This is a genomic window from Fulvivirga sedimenti (assembly GCF_020328055.1).
This window is the reverse complement of record NZ_JAIXNE010000001.1, coordinates 442,864-460,873: the sequence shown is the minus strand read 5'-3', so window position 1 is coordinate 460,873 and position 18,010 is coordinate 442,864. Positions and strand designations below refer to the sequence as shown.

Here is an 18,010-nt window from a genome sequence, read left to right as displayed (position 1 = left end):
ATTAATACATGGCAACAGCTGATATTCATATAGAAGAAAATATTCATTCGGGTGACCATCACGACGATCACGGTCATTCAACTAATTTCTGGACGCATTACGTATTTACTACCGATCATAAAATGATTGCCAAGCAATTCCTGATCACAGGGATTTTCTGGGCACTGCTTGGTGGTATCATGTCCGTAATTTTCCGTTTGCAACTCGGATTTCCGGAAGCACAGCTTGAGTGGATCCGTCCGCTGCTGGGTGACTGGATCACTCCACAGGGCCAGATCGATCCTGAATTCTACCTGGCACTGGTAACAATGCACGGTACCATCATGGTATTCTTCGTACTTACAGCAGGTTTGAGTGGTACGTTCTCGAACTTCCTCATTCCACTGCAGATTGGTGCACGTGATATGGCATCAGGTTTTATGAACATGCTTTCGTACTGGTTCTTCTTTGCATCCAGTGTGATCATGTTTATTTCTCTCTTTATTGAAACCGGACCTGCATCTGGTGGATGGGTTATCTATCCTCCATTGAGTGCATTGCCGCAAGCGGTAAACGGTTCCGGACTGGGAATGACGTTGTGGCTTGTATCGATGGCCTTGTTTATCGTTTCAACCCTGTTGGGTGGTATCAACTATATCACAACTGTCATTAACCTGAGAACGACGGGGATGTCATTCTCGAAGCTTCCGCTAACCATCTGGGCGTTTTTCCTGACAGCGATTATCGGATTGCTTTCGTTCCCTGTATTATTTTCAGCTGCGTTACTGCTGATCTTTGATCGTAGCTTCGGAACAAGTTTCTACCTGTCGGATATCTATATCAATGGTGAGGCACTTCCAAACGAAGGTGGTAGTCCGATCCTGTTCCAGCACTTATTCTGGTTCCTGGGTCACCCTGAGGTATACATTGTACTTCTCCCTGCACTGGGAATTACTTCTGAGGTTATCGCGACAAACTCTCGCAAGCCGATCTTCGGTTATAAGGCAATGGTAGGATCAATGCTGTTCATCGCGATTCTGTCTTTCATCGTATGGGCACACCATATGTTCGTAACTGGTATGAACCCGTTCCTTGGTTCGGTATTTATGCTGCTGACACTGATCATTGCGGTACCTTCGGCTGTTAAAGTATTTAACTATCTGACCACGTTGTGGAAAGGTAACATCCGTTTTACACCTGCCATGTTATTCTCAATAGGTTTGGTGTCGTTCTTCATATCGGGTGGACTTACAGGTATTTTCCTTGGTAACTCGGCCATTGATATTCAATTGCACGATACATATTTTGTTGTAGCTCACTTTCACCTCGTAATGGGTAGTGCGTCATTCTTTGGTCTGATGGCCGGAGTTTACCACTGGTTCCCTAAGATGTGGGGTAAGATGCTCGACGAAAAGCTGGGCTACGTACATTTCTGGCTCACTTTCGTAGGTGTGTATATGGTGTTCTTCCCGATGCACTACATTGGAATCGCAGGATATCCCAGAAGATATTATTCATTCACCAACTTTGATACACTCAATTCTTTCACAGACCTGAATCAGTTTGTAAGTATTGCGGCGATCATTACGTTGGGTGCTCAATTCATATTCCTGTTCAACTTCTTCTACAGTATGTTCAGAGGAAGAACGGCGCCTGCAAACCCATGGAAGTCCAATACACTTGAATGGACTACACCGATTAATCCGGGACATGGTAACTGGCCGGGTGAAATTCCAACGGTTTACCGTTGGCCATATGATTACAGCAAGCCGGGTGCGGAGGAGGATTTTATTCCTCAGACAGTACCATTCTCAGAAACACCGGAGTCTAATCTTCCGCATGAGAATGAACTGATTAAGCTGGAGGAGGAAGACAACGGCAAGGTAATCACAGTGGATGACAAATAATGAAGGACGGGCGTCGAGGCGATACGGAACGTTCAGCCTGTTTACGCTCGTCTCCGTTTATCTTCTGATCCTTGTTGGTGGAATAGTTCGTACAACAGGTTCCGGAATGGGATGTCCCGACTGGCCGAAGTGCTTTGATAAGTGGGTTCCGCCAACCTCGGAGAGTGAACTCCCTGCAAATTACCGTGAAATTTACTCGGATTACCGTCACGAGAAGAATATACGGTTTGCTAAATATCTGAGGTCATTTGGCCTGGATGAGACGGCAGATCAGCTTCTATCCGATGAGAAAATTCGCGAGGAGCGTCCTTTCAATGCGGTCAATACCTGGGTGGAATATATCAATCGACTCCTGGGGGCCCTGATCGGCGTCTTCATATTGCTCACCGTGATTTTTGCCATACGGTTTATTAAATCAGACCCAAAAATTTTCTATACCGCACTGGCAACGCTGATCCTTGTGCTTTTCCAGGGTTGGATTGGTTCGATTGTGGTTTCAACCAACCTTGTTCCCTGGATGGTGACCATTCATATGCTGCTGGCCATAGTCATTGTTGGCATGTTGGTGTACCTCGTGTACAGAAGCCGAAAGTCATTCACAGAACCGTACCGGATTAAGGAGGGGCTCAGGTCTCCGTTGATGTTCTTTCTTGTGGTTGCCATGGTCATCATGGTGGTTCAGATCGTGCTGGGCACACAGGTGCGTGAGGAAATTGATGTAATTGCCGAAAGTTTGGGGGCATCTGCCCGGGAAAGCTGGATAGGAATGCTGGATATGATTTTTGTGGTACACAGATCTTTTTCCTGGATCATATTATTTTTGAACGGATACCTGTTTTATCTGTTATGGAAACAGGGAATAAGACTCGGACTGATTGGGTCAATATGCCTTATGGTTTTTGGGTCTTTCGTGTCTGGAGTGATCATGGCTTACGCAGGTATGCCGGCCGCTGCTCAACCGGTTCATTTATTACTGGGAACAGGCATTATAGGACTGCAATTTTTGTTATTTTTGCACCTTCGGGGAAGTGAGCCGATCAAAGAGGATTTAATATGATAACGGATAGCTATTCATATCGTGAAAGATTGGGGGCCAAAGTAAGGTCTTTTGTGGAGCTGATGAAATTCAGACTATCCTTCCTGGTTGCCTTTTCATGTGGCTTCGGTTACATACTCGGAAGCCAGGGCGATCTGTCATGGTTTACATTGCTGATTATTTGTTTTGGCGGATTCCTGGTTTCAGGAGCATCCATCACCATTAATCAGATAATCGAAAAGGACCTGGATCTTCTCATGGAGAGAACCAAAAACCGCCCATTGCCCACACATCGGGTTTCGGTTCGCGAAGCAGCCATTTTCGCTTTTGTGGTGGCAGCCATCGGATTGAGCATATTGATGATCTATACCAATCTCCTTACAACGCTGCTTGCATTCCTGTCAATGATCTTGTACAGCTTCGTTTATACACCACTGAAGCGTGTAGGACCTATAGCTGTATTCGTAGGTGCAATTCCAGGGGCATTGCCACCTTTATTGGGGTGGACGGCGGCGACAGGTGTTATATCCTACGAGGCACTGATCATCTTCGGCATCCAGTTTATCTGGCAATTCCCGCACTTCTGGGCGATTGCATGGGTAGCTGATGATGACTATAAAAAGGCGGGATTCAAGCTGCTTCCTTCCGGGGGAAAGAAGGATCTGAATACTGCCATTCAGATAATGATATATACGCTTTTCCTGATTCCGCTGGGATTACTTCCGGCCAAATTCGGAATTACAGGGATTGATTCTGCTATAGTCGTGACAGTTTGCGGCGTTCTTTTCCTTAGCCAAACCTTTGCCCTGATGCGCAGCGGAACGCGGCGTTCAGCATTGCGAATTATGTTTGGTTCATTCCTGTATCTGCCGATAGTGCAGATCGCATATTTGTTGGATAAGATTTAAAAAGAAAGGACACATGATGACTTCCAATATAAAAATCGTAGAGCAACCGGAGAGGCCGCTGGCCATGAATCCGAAAAAGTTTGCATTGTGGTTATTCATCATAACCGTTGTGATGATTTTTGCTTCTCTTACCAGTGCATACATTGTACGGCAGGCTGAAGGCAACTGGCGGATTTTTGAACTGCCTGTAGAATTATATTACACCACTGCCATTATTATCCTAAGCAGTATTACCATGCAATGGGCCTATATGGCAGCGAAGAAGGATGCATTGCAACAGGTGAAAATTGCCATTTCCATTACTACAGTATTAGGAATCATGTTCCTGATCGGTCAGTTTTATACCTGGGGCGTTCTTGTTGATATGAAAGTGAACTTCACAGGAGGCAATCCTTCGGAGTCATTTTTGTACGTTTTGATGGGAGTTCATGCATTGCACCTGGTAAGTGGTGTTATTTTTCTGATAATTGTATTAATTTCGACCTTTAGATATAAAGTTCATTCCAAGAATCTCAATCAGATTCAGATGTGTAATACATACTGGCATTTTCTGGATATCTTGTGGGTGTATTTATTTTTGTTTTTATTGTTGAATAATTAGTCATATATAACCGATTTCTATGTCTTCTACTGCTGAAACGTTACAGCCTCAGACCAGCCGCGGATTATGGGATGGCGGACAGTCACCCCTGAAAGCCAGCTATGGCAAGCTGATGATGTGGTTTTTTCTCCTATCGGATGCTTTTACCTTTTCCGCGTTGCTCATTACCTACGGATTGATCAGATCAGCACATGCCGCCTATGACGGCGCCGCTGCTGATTTTGTTTTCTCGCAGGAATACTGGCCAATACCTGAAAAAGTTTTTGAAGCAGTGCCTTTCCTGGGCGCCGGATATCCCCTTGTATTTGTGGGTATCATGACATTCATTCTCATCATGAGTAGTGTGACCATGGTTTTGGCTGTGGAAGCAGGGCATCGCATGGACCGGAAGGATGTTGAAAAATGGATGCTTTGGACCATTATCGGTGGAATTACCTTCCTTAGCTGTCAGGCATGGGAATGGTATCACTTTATCCACGGAACAGGTGGCGGAGGTGCCGGCTTGTCATGGAATGAATATGGTCCGCCTGATTTCGCAGCTTTCTTTTTCTTCATAACAGGATTCCACGGAACACACGTTCTGAGTGGTGTTGTGCTGAACTTTATTGTTTATTACAATACAATCACCGGTGTTTATGACCGTCGCGGACATTATGAAATGGTAGAGAAAGTGGGGCTTTACTGGCACTTTGTAGACCTTGTATGGGTATTTGTATTTACCTTCTTCTACCTTGTATAGATCTTAACCTGAATAGACCGACAATGCATACTGACGAAACTACACATATTAACGTTCAGCCTGTAGACAAGGCAAAAGTTCGCACCATTTGGCGGACTGCCGGAATACTGGCAATTATCACAGCACTTGAATTCCTGATTGCCTTTACGGTGCCATTGGAAATGGCTACCCTGAGGGTCGCAATATTTGTGGCAATGACCATTGTAAAGGCCTTCTATATTGTGGGTGAATTCATGCACCTGAAATACGAAGTGAAGGTGCTTATCTGGTCAATACTCATTCCGATGATTTTTGTGGTCTGGCTTCTGATCGCACTCATCTATGAGGGTGACTCGATCTACCAGGTACGTTTTTAATTTTCATTGAAATAAAAATTCAAAAGGCTGAAGTGTAAACTTGAGCCTTTTTTTCATTTTGAAAAGATACACGCAATTTCTGTTTCTGCTTTTTATACTGGTGCTGCCCGTAGTGATATTCCTTTTTCTGAAAGGCGCAGGCAGGAATGAATTTGCCATCCCGGTCTACTACGAAAACGGGATCCCGGAAGAACAACGGTTTGACTGCTCCTTCGCGAATGGTGCCTATTATATTCAGTGGCCTGATTCACTTGCTGTTTCTTCACCGGTACTTGTGTATTTCTCTTCCGGTGAACTTTCAATCCCTTCAACGGAGAAAGAAAATATTTTCCGAAGAATCAGGTCCGTTACCGAAACAGACCTTGCTATTCTGGTGTTTTCTAATGGAGAAAACAAACTTCCTGTAGATGGGATCAGGCAATGGAATCTTCCTGATTCGCTTTTCAGGGAAAGGCTTCATTGCTGGCTTGCCTCTGATACCGTTAACCAGTTTTCACTGGTCGACAGCGAGGGACGGATCCGTGGCTATTACGGTAATTCCCTTAAAGAACAGGACCGTTTGCTGGTTGAATTGAAGATATTATTTGAAGAAACGAAATGAGTGCATTGAACCCGGCCCAGGAAAAAAAGTATAAAAGGATAATTGTATCGTTGTCGGTCATTATTCCACTTGCGGTGGCATTGTTGTTCAAAGTTCAGATCAAGGGTTATGACCTGGGGTTTTTGCCTACGGTTTACGCAACTATCAATGCCATTACAGCCGGGCTCCTGATAGCCGCACTGGTGGCCATTAAAAAAGGGCGTACCGAAGCGCACAAGAGATTTATGACCATGTGCCTTGTACTCTCGGCGATGTTCCTGGTTCTCTATGTGCTGTATCATATGACAAGTGAGTCGACACCGTATGGCGGGGAAGGTACCATTCGTTACCTATATTACTTTATTCTTATCACGCATATTGTGCTTTCGGTCGCGGTGGTTCCGCTGGTGCTGTTTACGTATTTGAGAGCGCTATTAGGGCAGTTTGACAAGCACAAACGGCTTGCAAGAATCACATTCCCGGTCTGGCTTTATGTGGCGGTGACGGGCGTGGTTGTTTATTTAATGATCTCCCCCTATTATAGTTAAAATGAAGAACCAATTTGAGTAGCCGTGTGTTGAACTGACAGATATTTAATAGATGAAACGCATTACAGTCTTATTATTTTTCTTCTTTCTCATGTCAACTGAAGCCATGAGCCAGTGTGCCATGTGCAGGGCTACGATAGAAAATAATGTAGCGAATGGGGAGATAGGTATCGGCGCCGGATTAAATTTTGGTATTCTTTATTTATTTGTCATGCCCTATCTCGCCGTAATGGTTGTTGGATACCTGTGGTATAAAAACAGTAAAGCAAATGCCAGAAAACAGCAAGGGCGCCGCTATCCTGTCCGGTAAATGTCCGAGATGCCGGGAAGGTGATATGTTTAAATATCCGCTCGTTAATGTCTTCAAAGCAACCAGCATGCATGAGAACTGCCCCGTATGCGGCCTGCGCTACGAAGTGGAACCCGGATTCTTCTTTGGCGCCATGTATATTTCCTATGCGTTTTCCGTGGCATTATTTACCACAATTGCAGTAGCACTGTCTGTGCTGGGAGATTTTCCCGTTTATGTCTATGCCATCTCCATTGTCGTCGCTGTCGTGGTTCTTTTTCCTCTCATGTTCCGGTATTCGCGGATCCTGTTCCTTCATTTATTCGGAGGAATAAAATACCAGCCAGGCAAATTCAACAAGCCCTGAACTTCCGTACTTCGTATTTTTCTGTAACTTATTGTTGCAATGAAAAATACCATCCTTTTCCTGATCACCTTCATTCTGTCGGTTCATTTGGCTTTTTCCCAATCGGGCAGACCGAGGGAGCTGGGTATTGAAATTGGGATATTTCAACCCGGTAAATTTAATGCGATCACAGATGTGCCCGGTGTCACTGTTGGTCACAAAACGCTGATGCTGGGTGACTCTGTTCGCACCGGTGTAACGGCCATCATTCCACATCCGGGTAATTTATTTCAGGAGAAGTTGCCGGCTGCCATATATGTCGGGAATGGTTTTGGTAAACTGGCGGGGTATACACAAGTCAGGGAGCTTGGCAACATCGAAACCCCAATCATACTCACCAATACCCTGAGTGTTCCCACTGCTGTGGATGCCGTAATCGGATATACACTCAGGCAACCTGGTAATGCACAAGTGCAGTCGGTGAATGCCGTTGTAGGTGAAACGAATGACGGATTCCTGAATGATATCCGCGGCCGGCATGTATCCCGTGCTGATGTACTCGGGGCTATTAAATCAGCCGCTTCCGGGCCGGTTGAGGAAGGAAATACTGGTGCGGGAACAGGCACCATATGCTTTGGTTTTAAGGGGGGAATCGGAACATCGTCACGCGTGCTCCCTGAATCGTTGGGTGGTTATAGCATCGGGGTCCTGGTGCAAACAAATTTTGGTGGAATTCTAACCATTAACGGTGTTCCGGTTGGGAAGGAGCTCGGACGTTACCCCTATAGAAATCAGATAGAAGAAAGTGCAGATGGTTCCTGCATGATGGTGGTTATCACAGATGCGCCTTTGTCTGACCGTAATCTCGAGCGATTGGCCAAACGTGCGATGCTTGGTCTGGCCAGGACCGGCGGAGTTGCCTCAAACGGTAGCGGCGATTATGTGATTGCCGTCTCAACCGCAGCGGAGAACAGGATTCCATATTCTCCTGAATCAACTACATTCAACCGGGTAGAACTTTTAAATGATTACATGACTCCTCTTTTTACGGCAACCATTGAAGCAACCGAGGAAGCCATCATTAATTCTTTGTTTGCCGCCGAAAGTCTTTCCGGGCGCGACGGCCACCGGATTGAAGCCATTCCGAAAGCAGAAATTCTGGAGATCATGAAGGCATATGGCCGGATTAAATAATCTCATTGTCTCAAGGGCATAGAATTTGTGGCATCATGAATCATTTAAGCGAAATACTGTATCTTTAATTTCGGCGTCTAAGTGGATTGTGGTGAGAAATTATTCCCGTAAAAAGCATATCTTCTGGTTATTGGCAGCTATTGTCCTGATAGCCGCATCCCTTATCTTCTATCTTTACAGAAGTTCACCGATCGATTATGTGCCATACCTTCAGGAAAGGATCTCTGTGGAACTGGAACGAATGAATGAGGAGGCCGTTTCACTTTCCGACAAAATTCAGGATGCCCAGGTATATTTTGACCAGGTGCCGCTGGATACCGAATTCCCCCATTACATCTATAAAAACGGAGTACTTGTTTACTGGTCGGATTACCGGTATGTCCCTGATTATACATCTCTTGAGGGTATTGACAGCCTTTCTTTTCTTACCACCATCCGGCATGATATGATGGTTATCCATCGTAGTTATGGAGATGACCTTGAAATGTATTCCCTTCTTCCACTGGCCGACCGGTACAAGATCGACAACAACTATGTACATTCCGGAATCAATGAGGAATTGTTTGGTACAACAGAGGTGTCTATTTCTGATGAGGGAGAGGAGGTGTGCATCCAGTCGGATTGTCTCTTTGCTATTACCCTGAAAGAACCTTTGTTTCGGGAAAATCTTGCTGCCGTTGCATTGGCTCTTTTCTGGCTCGGTATCCTATTTTTCGTGCTTGGAATCGTTTCTTCGGCATGGAGCCTGGGGAATAGTGGAGATGCCTCCCGGGGCTTGTTCATGCTCATTGCAGGGCTTCTGGGCATGCGTGCTCTCACACTTATCTCAGGCTTTCCCGGCATCATCTATGAGACTGAACTATTTGATTCAAAGAATTTTGCGTCTTCAGCGATTAATCCATCCCTGGGTGATCTCTTCATAAATTTACTTCTCACCATTATCGTGCTTGCGTATCTGTTCAGGTTCCTGTCCAGGTGGAAGAATATCACCTGGCTGACGAGTCTCAGGCCCGGTACCAGGTTTCTCATATCTGTGATCATTTGCGGGCTGTTTGGTTTGTCGTTCCATTATCAGTACCTGTTTCTGCAAACCCTGTACAACAACTCGCAGCTCAGCTTTGACATCAATCATACCATTCAATTTGATACGTTGAGGGTGGTTGGCTTTGGCGTGGTAATCCTGAATGCGATCATTTCATTCATTTCATTCCACATTCTAATTTCAGGCCTGGGCAGATGGCTCGAAAGTCGCTCGATTTATATTTCACTGATCCTCGGTTTGGGCATTTTCGCCCTCTTAAATATTGCTATTGGTCAGCCATTTCTGATTTCCCTAATCGTTGCCCTGTTGTATACGATGGTTCTTTGGTTTAGCGGTTTGTACAAGGAATTGTTGAAGGTGAGGTACCGCACGTTTTTATATCTCTTTACAGGCATCATAGCAACTTCAATTCTGGTTACTTTCACTGTGCACTCTTTTGAACAGAAGCGGGAGATTGACCGGAAGCTTAGGTTTGCAAATCAATTCCTGATTGAGAATGATAACCTTGCCGAATTTCTGCTGGATGAAGCGATTCACAAAATTGCCGAAGATGTTTTCATTCAGAGCCGTCTTTCCAGTCCGTTCATGTCGAAGGATATCATTCGATCCAAGATCCGTCAGGTGTACCTGAGTAATTACTTCGACAAATACGATGTAAACATTCATCTCTATAACCCGAAGTTTGAACCCTACGATATTCCTGCGGAAATAACACCGCAGGAAATTAATTCATGGCGAAATGGGGAATACACCACTAACTATGAAAACATTTACTTTATTAACCGCCTGGCAGGGCAGGCCTCCAAGCGGTATCTGTCTTTGGTGGAGATTGAACGCAGGGGACTGACAGTCGGCTATATCCTGATCGATATGTCGCTGAAGCGTATTATTCCAGACAATGTTTACCCTGAATTGCTTGTCGATAATCGTTTTCTGCTCCCGTATCAGAATGCTGAATACAGCTATGCTGTTATGGAAAACCGAAGAATTACCTATTATGCGGGTGAATTCAATTATCAAAAGTTTTTTGATCCCTCTATTCTGGATGGAGAAGAGCTTTATGCCGCCGGGATTGAACGCGAGGGTTTTGAACATCTTGGAATTCGTTCCAGGCAGGGAAAAACTGTTGTGATCAGTTCAAAAGAACATCCTAATGTGCACCTGGTGTCTAATTTTTCCTTCTTCTTCTTGCTGCTGGTATCGGTGGTTTTGGTTTTTTCAGGAATTTATGCGCTTTTATATGCTTACAGGAACCTGGACCTTTCCTATTCTGCCAAGATTCAGCTATATCTTAATGTTTCCTTTTTCCTTCCACTGATTGCAGTGAGTTTAACAACCCTGAGTGTTATTAACTCTTCCTTCCGGGAAGATCAGCGCGAGGAATACTATCGAAGGGCTGAAAATATCAGCATGGATGTTTCCGATGACCTTGAACGGTATCTGTCTGACCTAACCTCAGACCTGGAAGAGCTGCCCAACCAGTTGAATTTTATTGGAAATGTAACCGGACTGGACATTAATCTTTTCAGTGTGCGCGGTAAGCTGCTGGGTACGAGTCAGCCGCGCATATATGAAAATGAGCTATTATCCTCCTACATTAATCCACATGCCCTGGCACAGATCAGGGATGGGGGAGAGACTTTTCATATTGCAGAAGAATCTGTAGGAAGTCTCATTTACAATAATACTTTTTTCGGGGTACGTTCATTTGAAACCGGGAATCTGATAGGTATTCTTAGTATCCCGTTTTTCCAGTCGGCCAATGAACTGGAGCAGAACCAGATCGAGGTGCTCACAAATGTGATGAATATTTTTACGGTAATTTTTATCGTATTTATGATATTGTCAAGCCTGGCTTCGGAATGGCTCACCTTTCCGCTTCGGTTTATTACACAGAAACTCAAGAAGACCACTCTTACCGGTTTCAACGAACCACTTTCGTGGAAAGCCGATGATGAGATCGGATTGATGGTAAGCGAATATAACCGCATGCTGGACAATCTCGAGGAGAGTAAGAAAGCCCTGGCCCGCAGTCAGAAAGAAACAGCCTGGCGTGAAATTGCCCAGCAGGTGGCTCATGAGATCAAGAATCCGCTCACGCCGATGAAGCTCACACTTCAGCATCTTTCCAGGAGACTTAAAGATGGACAGGATGAGTTGCAGAAACCATTGCAATCCCTGCTTCATCAGGTGGATACCCTAAGTGATATTGCATCATCATTCAGCTCTTTTGCCAAATTGCCCATACCTGAACATGAGCGGTACGAATTAAGCGCGATTCTGAAGAAAACAGCCCAGCTTTATGCCACTTCACAAAAGGTTGATATTCAGGTGAACATTGCCAGGGATCCTGTGTACTCGATGGGTGATGAGAAATTAATGGGAAGAATATTGTCGAATATTGTCCTGAATGCCATTCAGGCACATTCCGACGGAACGCCTCGGGTGGAGCTAAGCCTTACAGAAGTCGGTACGGATAAAGTCCTTATTGAAATCAGGGATTACGGCAGTGGTATTGATGAATCGATCACCAATAAGATTTTCATTCCGAATTTCACCACGAAGGAGGCCGGCTCAGGTATCGGGTTGGCAGTAGCTAAGCACGGCGTGGAGCATGCCGGTGGAAAGATCTGGTTTGAATCCCACAGCAGGGGTACATCCTTTTTCATCGAACTTCCCATAGTGTCCTGATATGCGATCTACCTGGATCATCACCGGCATACTGCTGTTTCTGATGCATCCTGCTTTTTCGCAGCATCGGGTTTCGCGCTGTTCCTATGTTCATGTATTCAATGAGCCAGTTCGGGTGGATTCGCTATCCATTGTGCCGGGGTCTGTCTTTTCGGAACCGGCTGGCGCACCCATTACCTATGATTTCTCAACGGGAAAAATAACAATTTCAATGGCGGTTCCTCCGGATTCCATTAAAATCTGCTACCAGGTATTTCCGGTCTCTTTCACAAAGGAATACCGAAACCGGCAGCTACGCATTTTTGGGGACACGGCAGTGATCGCGCGTGATACGATCCGTACACGTGGCCCTTCTCTCAGAAGGGAGGAGATCTTCACAGCACAGGGTTTGCAGAAAAGCGGAACGATCAGTCGGGGGGTATCTTTTGGGAACAACCAGGATGTTTTTGTGAACTCAACACTGAACCTGAACCTGGATGGCCGGCTTACCGATGACCTCAATATCCGGGCATCCATTACGGATCAGAATATTCCTTTCCAGCCCGAAGGGAATACGCAGCAATTGCAGGATTTTGACAATGTTTTCGTTGAAATTTATAATGACCGGCTTTCACTGTTGGCGGGAGACATTGTACTCAGGCAACGGCCATCACACTTTCTCAGGTACTATAAGAACGTGCAGGGTGGTCGCGCTTCTATTAATTATGATTTGGGTGGAGGAGAGGCCAGCTCTTCACTCGGCATATCAGTGGCAAAGGGCCAGTTTGAGTCGACCCTTATACCAGCGCGGGAAGGGATTCTCGGACCATATCAGATTCCGGGCCCCAACAATCAGCCCTTCGTAATTATTCTGGCAAATTCTGAACGGATTTTTTTGGACGGAAAGCTGTTGGAGCGGGGATTTAACAGGGACTATGTAATTGACTACAACCAGGGGCAGGTCACTTTTACCAACCGCATTTTGATTACTGAATTCTCAAGGATCCGGATCGACTATGAATATTCCGACCAGAACTATAACCGCTCCATCCTGGCGGCTTCGCATGAACAGCAAAACGGAAAGTGGAAAATTAATGCCCAGGCATATCGTGAAGGGGATAATCGCAACAGGCCTCTCTTTGGTGATCTGAGTCAGGAAGAGAAGATCATTCTCAGCGAAGCAGGGGACGATCTCAGCAAGGCAATAACCTCGGGTGCAGATAGTGTCGCGTTCAGCAATGAGTTCATCCTGTATGAGCGGAGGGATACGACACTCACGGGTGGTGAAACGGAAGAAATATTTTTGTACAGTACGGATATGGAAAGGGCGACATTTCGCGTACGTTTCACTCAAACCGGTGAGAATGGAGGTAATTATGTGCTTGACAGGATTACAGCTAACGGACGAATATATAAATGGGTTGCACCTGTAAACGGAGTGCCACAGGGTAATTACATTCCATTTATTCAATTGCCGGCTCCGAATAAGCGGCAAATGGTCACGCTCGGGGCTGGGTTTGAAATGAATGAGCATGAGGAGGTTTTTGCAGAAACCGCCGTTTCTTCCTTTGACCAGAATCTGTATTCAGATATCGGAAATACCGATAATAACGGATTTGCCATCAAATCGGGCATCACTAGCAGAGGCAGAAAGGTTTCATTCCTGAATGGCTATACCTGGAATGCGCTCATGGATTTTGAATTCGATGATGAGAACTTCAGGCCAATTGATCGTTTTCGCGATATTGAATTCAACAGGGACTGGAATTACGATCCCCGGACAGATACACTTAGAAACACCGAACAGATTATTAATGCGGGCTTTGGTATAAAGAAGGATGCCGGTCGCGCCTTTCAATACGGCCTGACCTACAGAAAGCGTGGTGAACAGGTTGACGGATTGCAGCACAGGCTGGAGCTTGACCAGCAATGGAAATCAATCAAGCTCAGGTCACAGTTCTTTCAAATGAATAACGACGTGGAAACATTCAATGCCTCCTGGACGCGTCTTTCTGCGGACCTGAGTGTCGAACGGAAGAAATGGGTTCCAGGCTATATTTTTGCGCTTGATAAGAACAGGCAATCTTATGCCGACAGGGATACTTCGGCCATGTACTTTACCTCGCATGAATTCTATGTACATCAGGGCGCTGAAAGCAAATGGCTTTATGATTTCAGGTATACGTACCGGAACGACGAACGCCCATTGAATGGGGTGATTCAGCCATATTCAACATCCAACACCTTCCGAACCATGATTGGACGTGACTTTGAGTATCACCGCCTGCAGGCCATGTTCACATATCGTGCACAGGATCTGCTGGACAAGGTGGAGGATGAGGAGACTATTTCTTCGCGTGTGGAATGGCAGGGAAGCTGGCTTAAGAATGTATTGCGCACAGATGTAACGTATGCGGTTTCCAACAGCCAGGAACTCAGGCGTGAGTATGTATTTATCAGAGTTCCGGCTGGTGAAGGAACACATACCTGGAGAGATTTAAATGTGGATGGGATTCAGGATTTTAATGAATTTTTTATCGCGGTGAACCCGGATGAGCGAAATTTTGCAAAAATATTCGTGCCTACGAACGACTTTGTTACCGCGTTTCAAAATCTTCTCATTGCACAGTTCCAGATAACACTTCCCGAGTCATGGAAAGACAGGGGAGGAGTTCCGGCTTTACTCGCGAAATTCTCGAATAATTCTTCCTGGACGGCAGATAACAAGATTACTTCAGATGATATTGCTGATAAATTGCTGGCCTTTGCACGCGCTATCGACGAGGAAGATATTCTGGCGCAACGGAATATATTTCGCTCCACTACCTTTTTCAACCGTGCAAATGCCGTGTATGGAATGGAGTTTACTGTTTTTCATTCAAGGCAGAAGCAATTGCTTTCCAGCGGAGTTGAGGGGGCTGAAAACAGGACATACAATTTCATTCTACGGTACAATCCCTCAAGAATTTATAATCTTAAACTCCGCGCCGGACAGGGAAATAAAACGGCATTTTCGGATTTTCTGCCCGACCGGAACTTCCTGATACGCTCAAAAAGAATTAATCCGGAGGCTTCATGGCAACCCGGGATTCATCATCGTTTCACCCTTCAGTACATGTTTGAAAGACGTGAGAATGTGGCTGATGAAGTGGGGAATGAACAGGCAGTATCCAATGAATTTCAGTTCGATTACCGGTTTTCAAAAGCTTCTTCGAGTGTAATGAATGCCCGGGTAAGTTTAATTTCGATTGATTTTGAGGGGATAGAGAACAGCCCTGTCGGGTATGAGCTACTCAATGCCCTGAATCCCGGCAGGAATGTCACCTGGAGCCTGGTATGGCAGCAAAAGATCACGAAGGGACTTCAGCTGAATTTAAGTTATGACGGACGGGCTTCTGAAAATAACCGGGTAATCCACACCGGACGTGTACAGGTAAGTGCGCTGTTTTAATTGCGCTTAAGTCGTTGCATAACCTTATTGGCAAAGACAAAATCGTCAAACTCCTTTACGCCGCTTTCAGTGATCTCATCTTTTGAACCCTGCCATAATTTATGGCCCTGGTACAGGAAAAGTATGTGCTCACCGATACCCAGTACGGAATTCATATCGTGAGTCACAACAATGGTTGTCGTGTTGTATTCTTCAGTAATATCCATGATCAGGTCATCGATCAGAATGGATGTCTGTGGATCCAGGCCGGAATTCGGTTCGTCACAAAAAAGGTACTTGGAACTGTTCACGATAGCACGGGCAATGCCAACGCGTTTTTTCATTCCACCACTTAATTCGGAAGGCATTTTGTCATTCTGTCCTGCGAGCCCTACACGTTCAAGACAAAAATTAACGCGGTCAACTTTTTCGGAAAGCGGCATTTTTGTTAGTACATCCAGGGGGAACCGAACGTTTTCTTCCACGGTTTTTGAATCAAAAAGTGCCCCTCCCTGGAAGAGCATTCCAATTTGCCGTCTTATCTCAGTTTTGGTATCCCTGTGTGCACCAGTAAATTCAAGGTCATCGTAATATACATGTCCCTGATCCGGAGGGATGAGACCTACGATGCACTTGAGCAGAACACTTTTTCCGGTACCGCTGGCACCAATGATCAGGTTGGGTTTTCCCTTGTAGAATTCCCCGGTGATCCCTTCCAGAATAGTTTTATCACCAAATGATTTATGAATATTTTCAATCTTAATCATATTACAAAAGCAATTGGGCCAGAAGGTAATCAGCAGTCAGGATTGCGATTACGCTTTGTGTAACGGCTGCCGTACTTGCCTGACCTACTTCAAGGGCTCCGCCCCGAATGTAAAACCCTTTATAGGAGGAGATGGAGGCGACAAGAAAGGCGAAAACGAACGACTTAATCAAGGCAAATGTGACTGTATATTCATTGAATTCGAAACGAATTCCGTATATGTATTCATATTCGGTTATGACCCCTGTAAAAATCCCGGCAAGATATCCGCCAAGGATCGACAACAGACCTGCAAGGATCACCAGCATGGGGAACATCATAAAGGAAGCAATGATCTTGGGCAGTACCAGGTATGAGGTTGAATTAATACCCATCACCTCCAATGCATCAATTTGCTCTGAAATGCGCATGGTTCCCAACCCACTGGCCAGACTTGAGCCCACTTTTCCCGCATATATGATGGCAATGATAGTAGGGGCAAGTTCAAGAATGGTCATATCACGAACCACCAGGGAAATCACATAATTGGGGATCAGCGGACTAACAAGGTTGTAGGCCGTTTGGATGGTTGTTACCGCCCCGATAAAGAAGGATACCAGCGAAACAAGAAATATGGAATTGATGCCAATATTGATGCATTCATCCATGGTGAGTTTAAAATATGTTTTAAACGATTCCCTGTTGACCAGGAGCGACCCTAAAAAAATAAAATACTTACCTAGAGTTTCCATTTAAACACTTAAATTATCTCGCAGGATTACCTGTTCGCTGCGCTTGTCCGCGGCTGAAAGATACTAATATTATCCTAATTGTACTTCCTGAAGAAGGATTTCAAAAAAGAAGACATGAATAAGACGATTGTAGTTACCGGCGGAACAAAGGGAATTGGCAAGGCCATCATTGAAAAAGCCGCCCTGAACGGATTTGACATCATCACATGCGCCCGAAACAAGGATTATCTTCATGAATTGAAGGAGGATATCGAGGGTAAATTTGAATCCCGGCTTTCATTTCTTCCAACAGACATGTCGCGTAAGGAAGAGGTTGAGGAATTCGTGCGTTTTATCGAAGGCATTACAGAAACAGTGGATGTTTTGGTTAACAATGCAGGAGTCTTCCTTCCCGGTGAAATACACAAGGAGGACGAGGGAGCCCTGGAGAAAATGATCAATACGAATCTTTATTCGGCATACTACCTCACACGAGGATTATTACCATCCATGATCAGGAGAAAATCCGGCCATATTTTTAACATGTGCTCTACGGCCTCCATCATACCCTATGTGAACGGAGGATCCTATTGTATTTCAAAATTCGCATTGCTCGGGTTTTCCAAAGTTCTTCGTGAAGAAATGAAAGACAAAGGAATCCGTGTCACCTCAATTCTGCCGGGGGCTACATTTACAGCGAGCTGGGAGGGCGTGGAATTACCCGAAGAGCGATTCATGCGTCCTGAAGATGTGGCAGATGCGCTTTGGAATGCATATGACCTGTCTGACCGTACTGTGATGGAGGAGGTAATCCTGCGTCCCATGCTGGGGGATATCTGATTTCAAATTGATTGCCCGCTGCATAACAATTTACCTTCTTTACAGTTACCTTTACAGAAGATTTTATTA

Annotated in this window: 16 protein-coding genes; 14 read left to right on the top strand and 2 right to left on the bottom strand. The window is 45.2% G+C overall.

What is annotated here, in order from left to right; genetic code table 11:
• Nucleotides 1-8 precede the first annotated feature (8 nt).
• From LDX50_RS02080 to LDX50_RS02020, 13 genes are all read left to right on the top strand, one after another.
• Complete coding sequence (locus LDX50_RS02080) at nucleotides 9-1,886, top strand: cytochrome c oxidase subunit I (RefSeq protein WP_225696743.1); 1,878 nt, start codon at nucleotides 9-11, stop codon at nucleotides 1,884-1,886.
• On the top strand, nucleotides 1,876-2,943 hold the full coding sequence (locus LDX50_RS02075; protein WP_225696742.1) for a COX15/CtaA family protein: 1,068 nt from the start codon (nucleotides 1,876-1,878) through the stop codon (nucleotides 2,941-2,943). The genes LDX50_RS02080 and LDX50_RS02075 overlap by 11 nt, the downstream gene beginning before the upstream one ends.
• Nucleotides 2,940-3,830, top strand: coding sequence for a heme o synthase (gene cyoE, locus LDX50_RS02070; protein WP_225696741.1), 891 nt, complete (start codon nucleotides 2,940-2,942; stop codon nucleotides 3,828-3,830). Before LDX50_RS02075 ends, cyoE begins: the two co-directional genes overlap by 4 nt.
• A gap of 16 nt (nucleotides 3,831-3,846) precedes the next feature.
• Complete coding sequence (locus LDX50_RS02065; protein WP_225697566.1) at nucleotides 3,847-4,431, top strand: cytochrome c oxidase subunit 3; 585 nt, start codon at nucleotides 3,847-3,849, stop codon at nucleotides 4,429-4,431.
• A 19-nt stretch (nucleotides 4,432-4,450) separates the two neighbouring features.
• On the top strand, nucleotides 4,451-5,170 hold the full coding sequence (locus tag LDX50_RS02060; protein WP_225696740.1) for a cytochrome c oxidase subunit 3: 720 nt from the start codon (nucleotides 4,451-4,453) through the stop codon (nucleotides 5,168-5,170).
• 23 nt (nucleotides 5,171-5,193) lie between these two features.
• Nucleotides 5,194-5,526, top strand: a complete 333-nt coding sequence (locus LDX50_RS02055; RefSeq protein ID WP_225696739.1) for a cytochrome C oxidase subunit IV family protein — start codon at nucleotides 5,194-5,196, stop codon at nucleotides 5,524-5,526.
• 58 nt (nucleotides 5,527-5,584) lie between these two features.
• On the top strand, nucleotides 5,585-6,127 hold the full coding sequence (locus LDX50_RS02050; protein ID WP_225696738.1) for a hypothetical protein: 543 nt from the start codon (nucleotides 5,585-5,587) through the stop codon (nucleotides 6,125-6,127).
• Nucleotides 6,124-6,654, top strand: coding sequence for a DUF420 domain-containing protein (locus tag LDX50_RS02045; RefSeq protein WP_225696737.1), 531 nt, complete (start codon nucleotides 6,124-6,126; stop codon nucleotides 6,652-6,654). The genes LDX50_RS02050 and LDX50_RS02045 overlap by 4 nt, the downstream gene beginning before the upstream one ends.
• Nucleotides 6,655-6,706: 52 nt before the next feature.
• Nucleotides 6,707-6,964, top strand: a complete 258-nt coding sequence (locus tag LDX50_RS02040) for a hypothetical protein (RefSeq protein WP_225696736.1) — start codon at nucleotides 6,707-6,709, stop codon at nucleotides 6,962-6,964.
• Entirely contained in the window at nucleotides 6,924-7,310 is a 387-nt protein-coding gene (locus LDX50_RS02035; protein WP_225696735.1) for a DUF983 domain-containing protein, read from the top strand. The genes LDX50_RS02040 and LDX50_RS02035 overlap by 41 nt, the downstream gene beginning before the upstream one ends.
• 39 nt (nucleotides 7,311-7,349) lie before the next feature.
• Nucleotides 7,350-8,483, top strand: a complete 1,134-nt coding sequence (locus LDX50_RS02030; protein ID WP_225696734.1) for a DmpA family aminopeptidase — start codon at nucleotides 7,350-7,352, stop codon at nucleotides 8,481-8,483.
• 91 nt (nucleotides 8,484-8,574) lie between these two features.
• On the top strand, nucleotides 8,575-12,216 hold the full coding sequence (locus LDX50_RS30975) for a sensor histidine kinase (RefSeq protein ID WP_225696733.1): 3,642 nt from the start codon (nucleotides 8,575-8,577) through the stop codon (nucleotides 12,214-12,216).
• Between the two features lies 1 nt (nucleotide 12,217).
• A complete protein-coding gene (locus LDX50_RS02020; RefSeq protein WP_225696732.1) occupies nucleotides 12,218-15,646 on the top strand; it encodes a hypothetical protein in 3,429 nt (1,142 codons plus the stop codon).
• Here the strand turns inward: LDX50_RS02020 and LDX50_RS02015 are convergent.
• The gene (locus LDX50_RS02015; protein WP_225696731.1) at nucleotides 15,643-16,392 is read right to left on the bottom strand and encodes an ABC transporter ATP-binding protein; all 750 of its coding nucleotides are present in this window, start codon (nucleotides 16,390-16,392) and stop codon (nucleotides 15,643-15,645) included. The two genes, LDX50_RS02020 and LDX50_RS02015, sit on opposite strands and share 4 nt — an antisense overlap.
• Nucleotide 16,393: 1 nt before the next feature.
• Nucleotides 16,394-17,122, bottom strand: coding sequence for an MlaE family ABC transporter permease (locus tag LDX50_RS02010; protein ID WP_225696730.1), 729 nt, complete (start codon nucleotides 17,120-17,122; stop codon nucleotides 16,394-16,396).
• Nucleotides 17,123-17,236: 114 nt separating this feature from the next.
• Between LDX50_RS02010 and LDX50_RS02005 the strand changes: the two genes are divergently transcribed.
• A complete protein-coding gene (locus LDX50_RS02005; RefSeq protein WP_225696729.1) occupies nucleotides 17,237-17,941 on the top strand; it encodes an SDR family oxidoreductase in 705 nt (234 codons plus the stop codon).
• Nucleotides 17,942-18,010 lie beyond the last annotated feature (69 nt).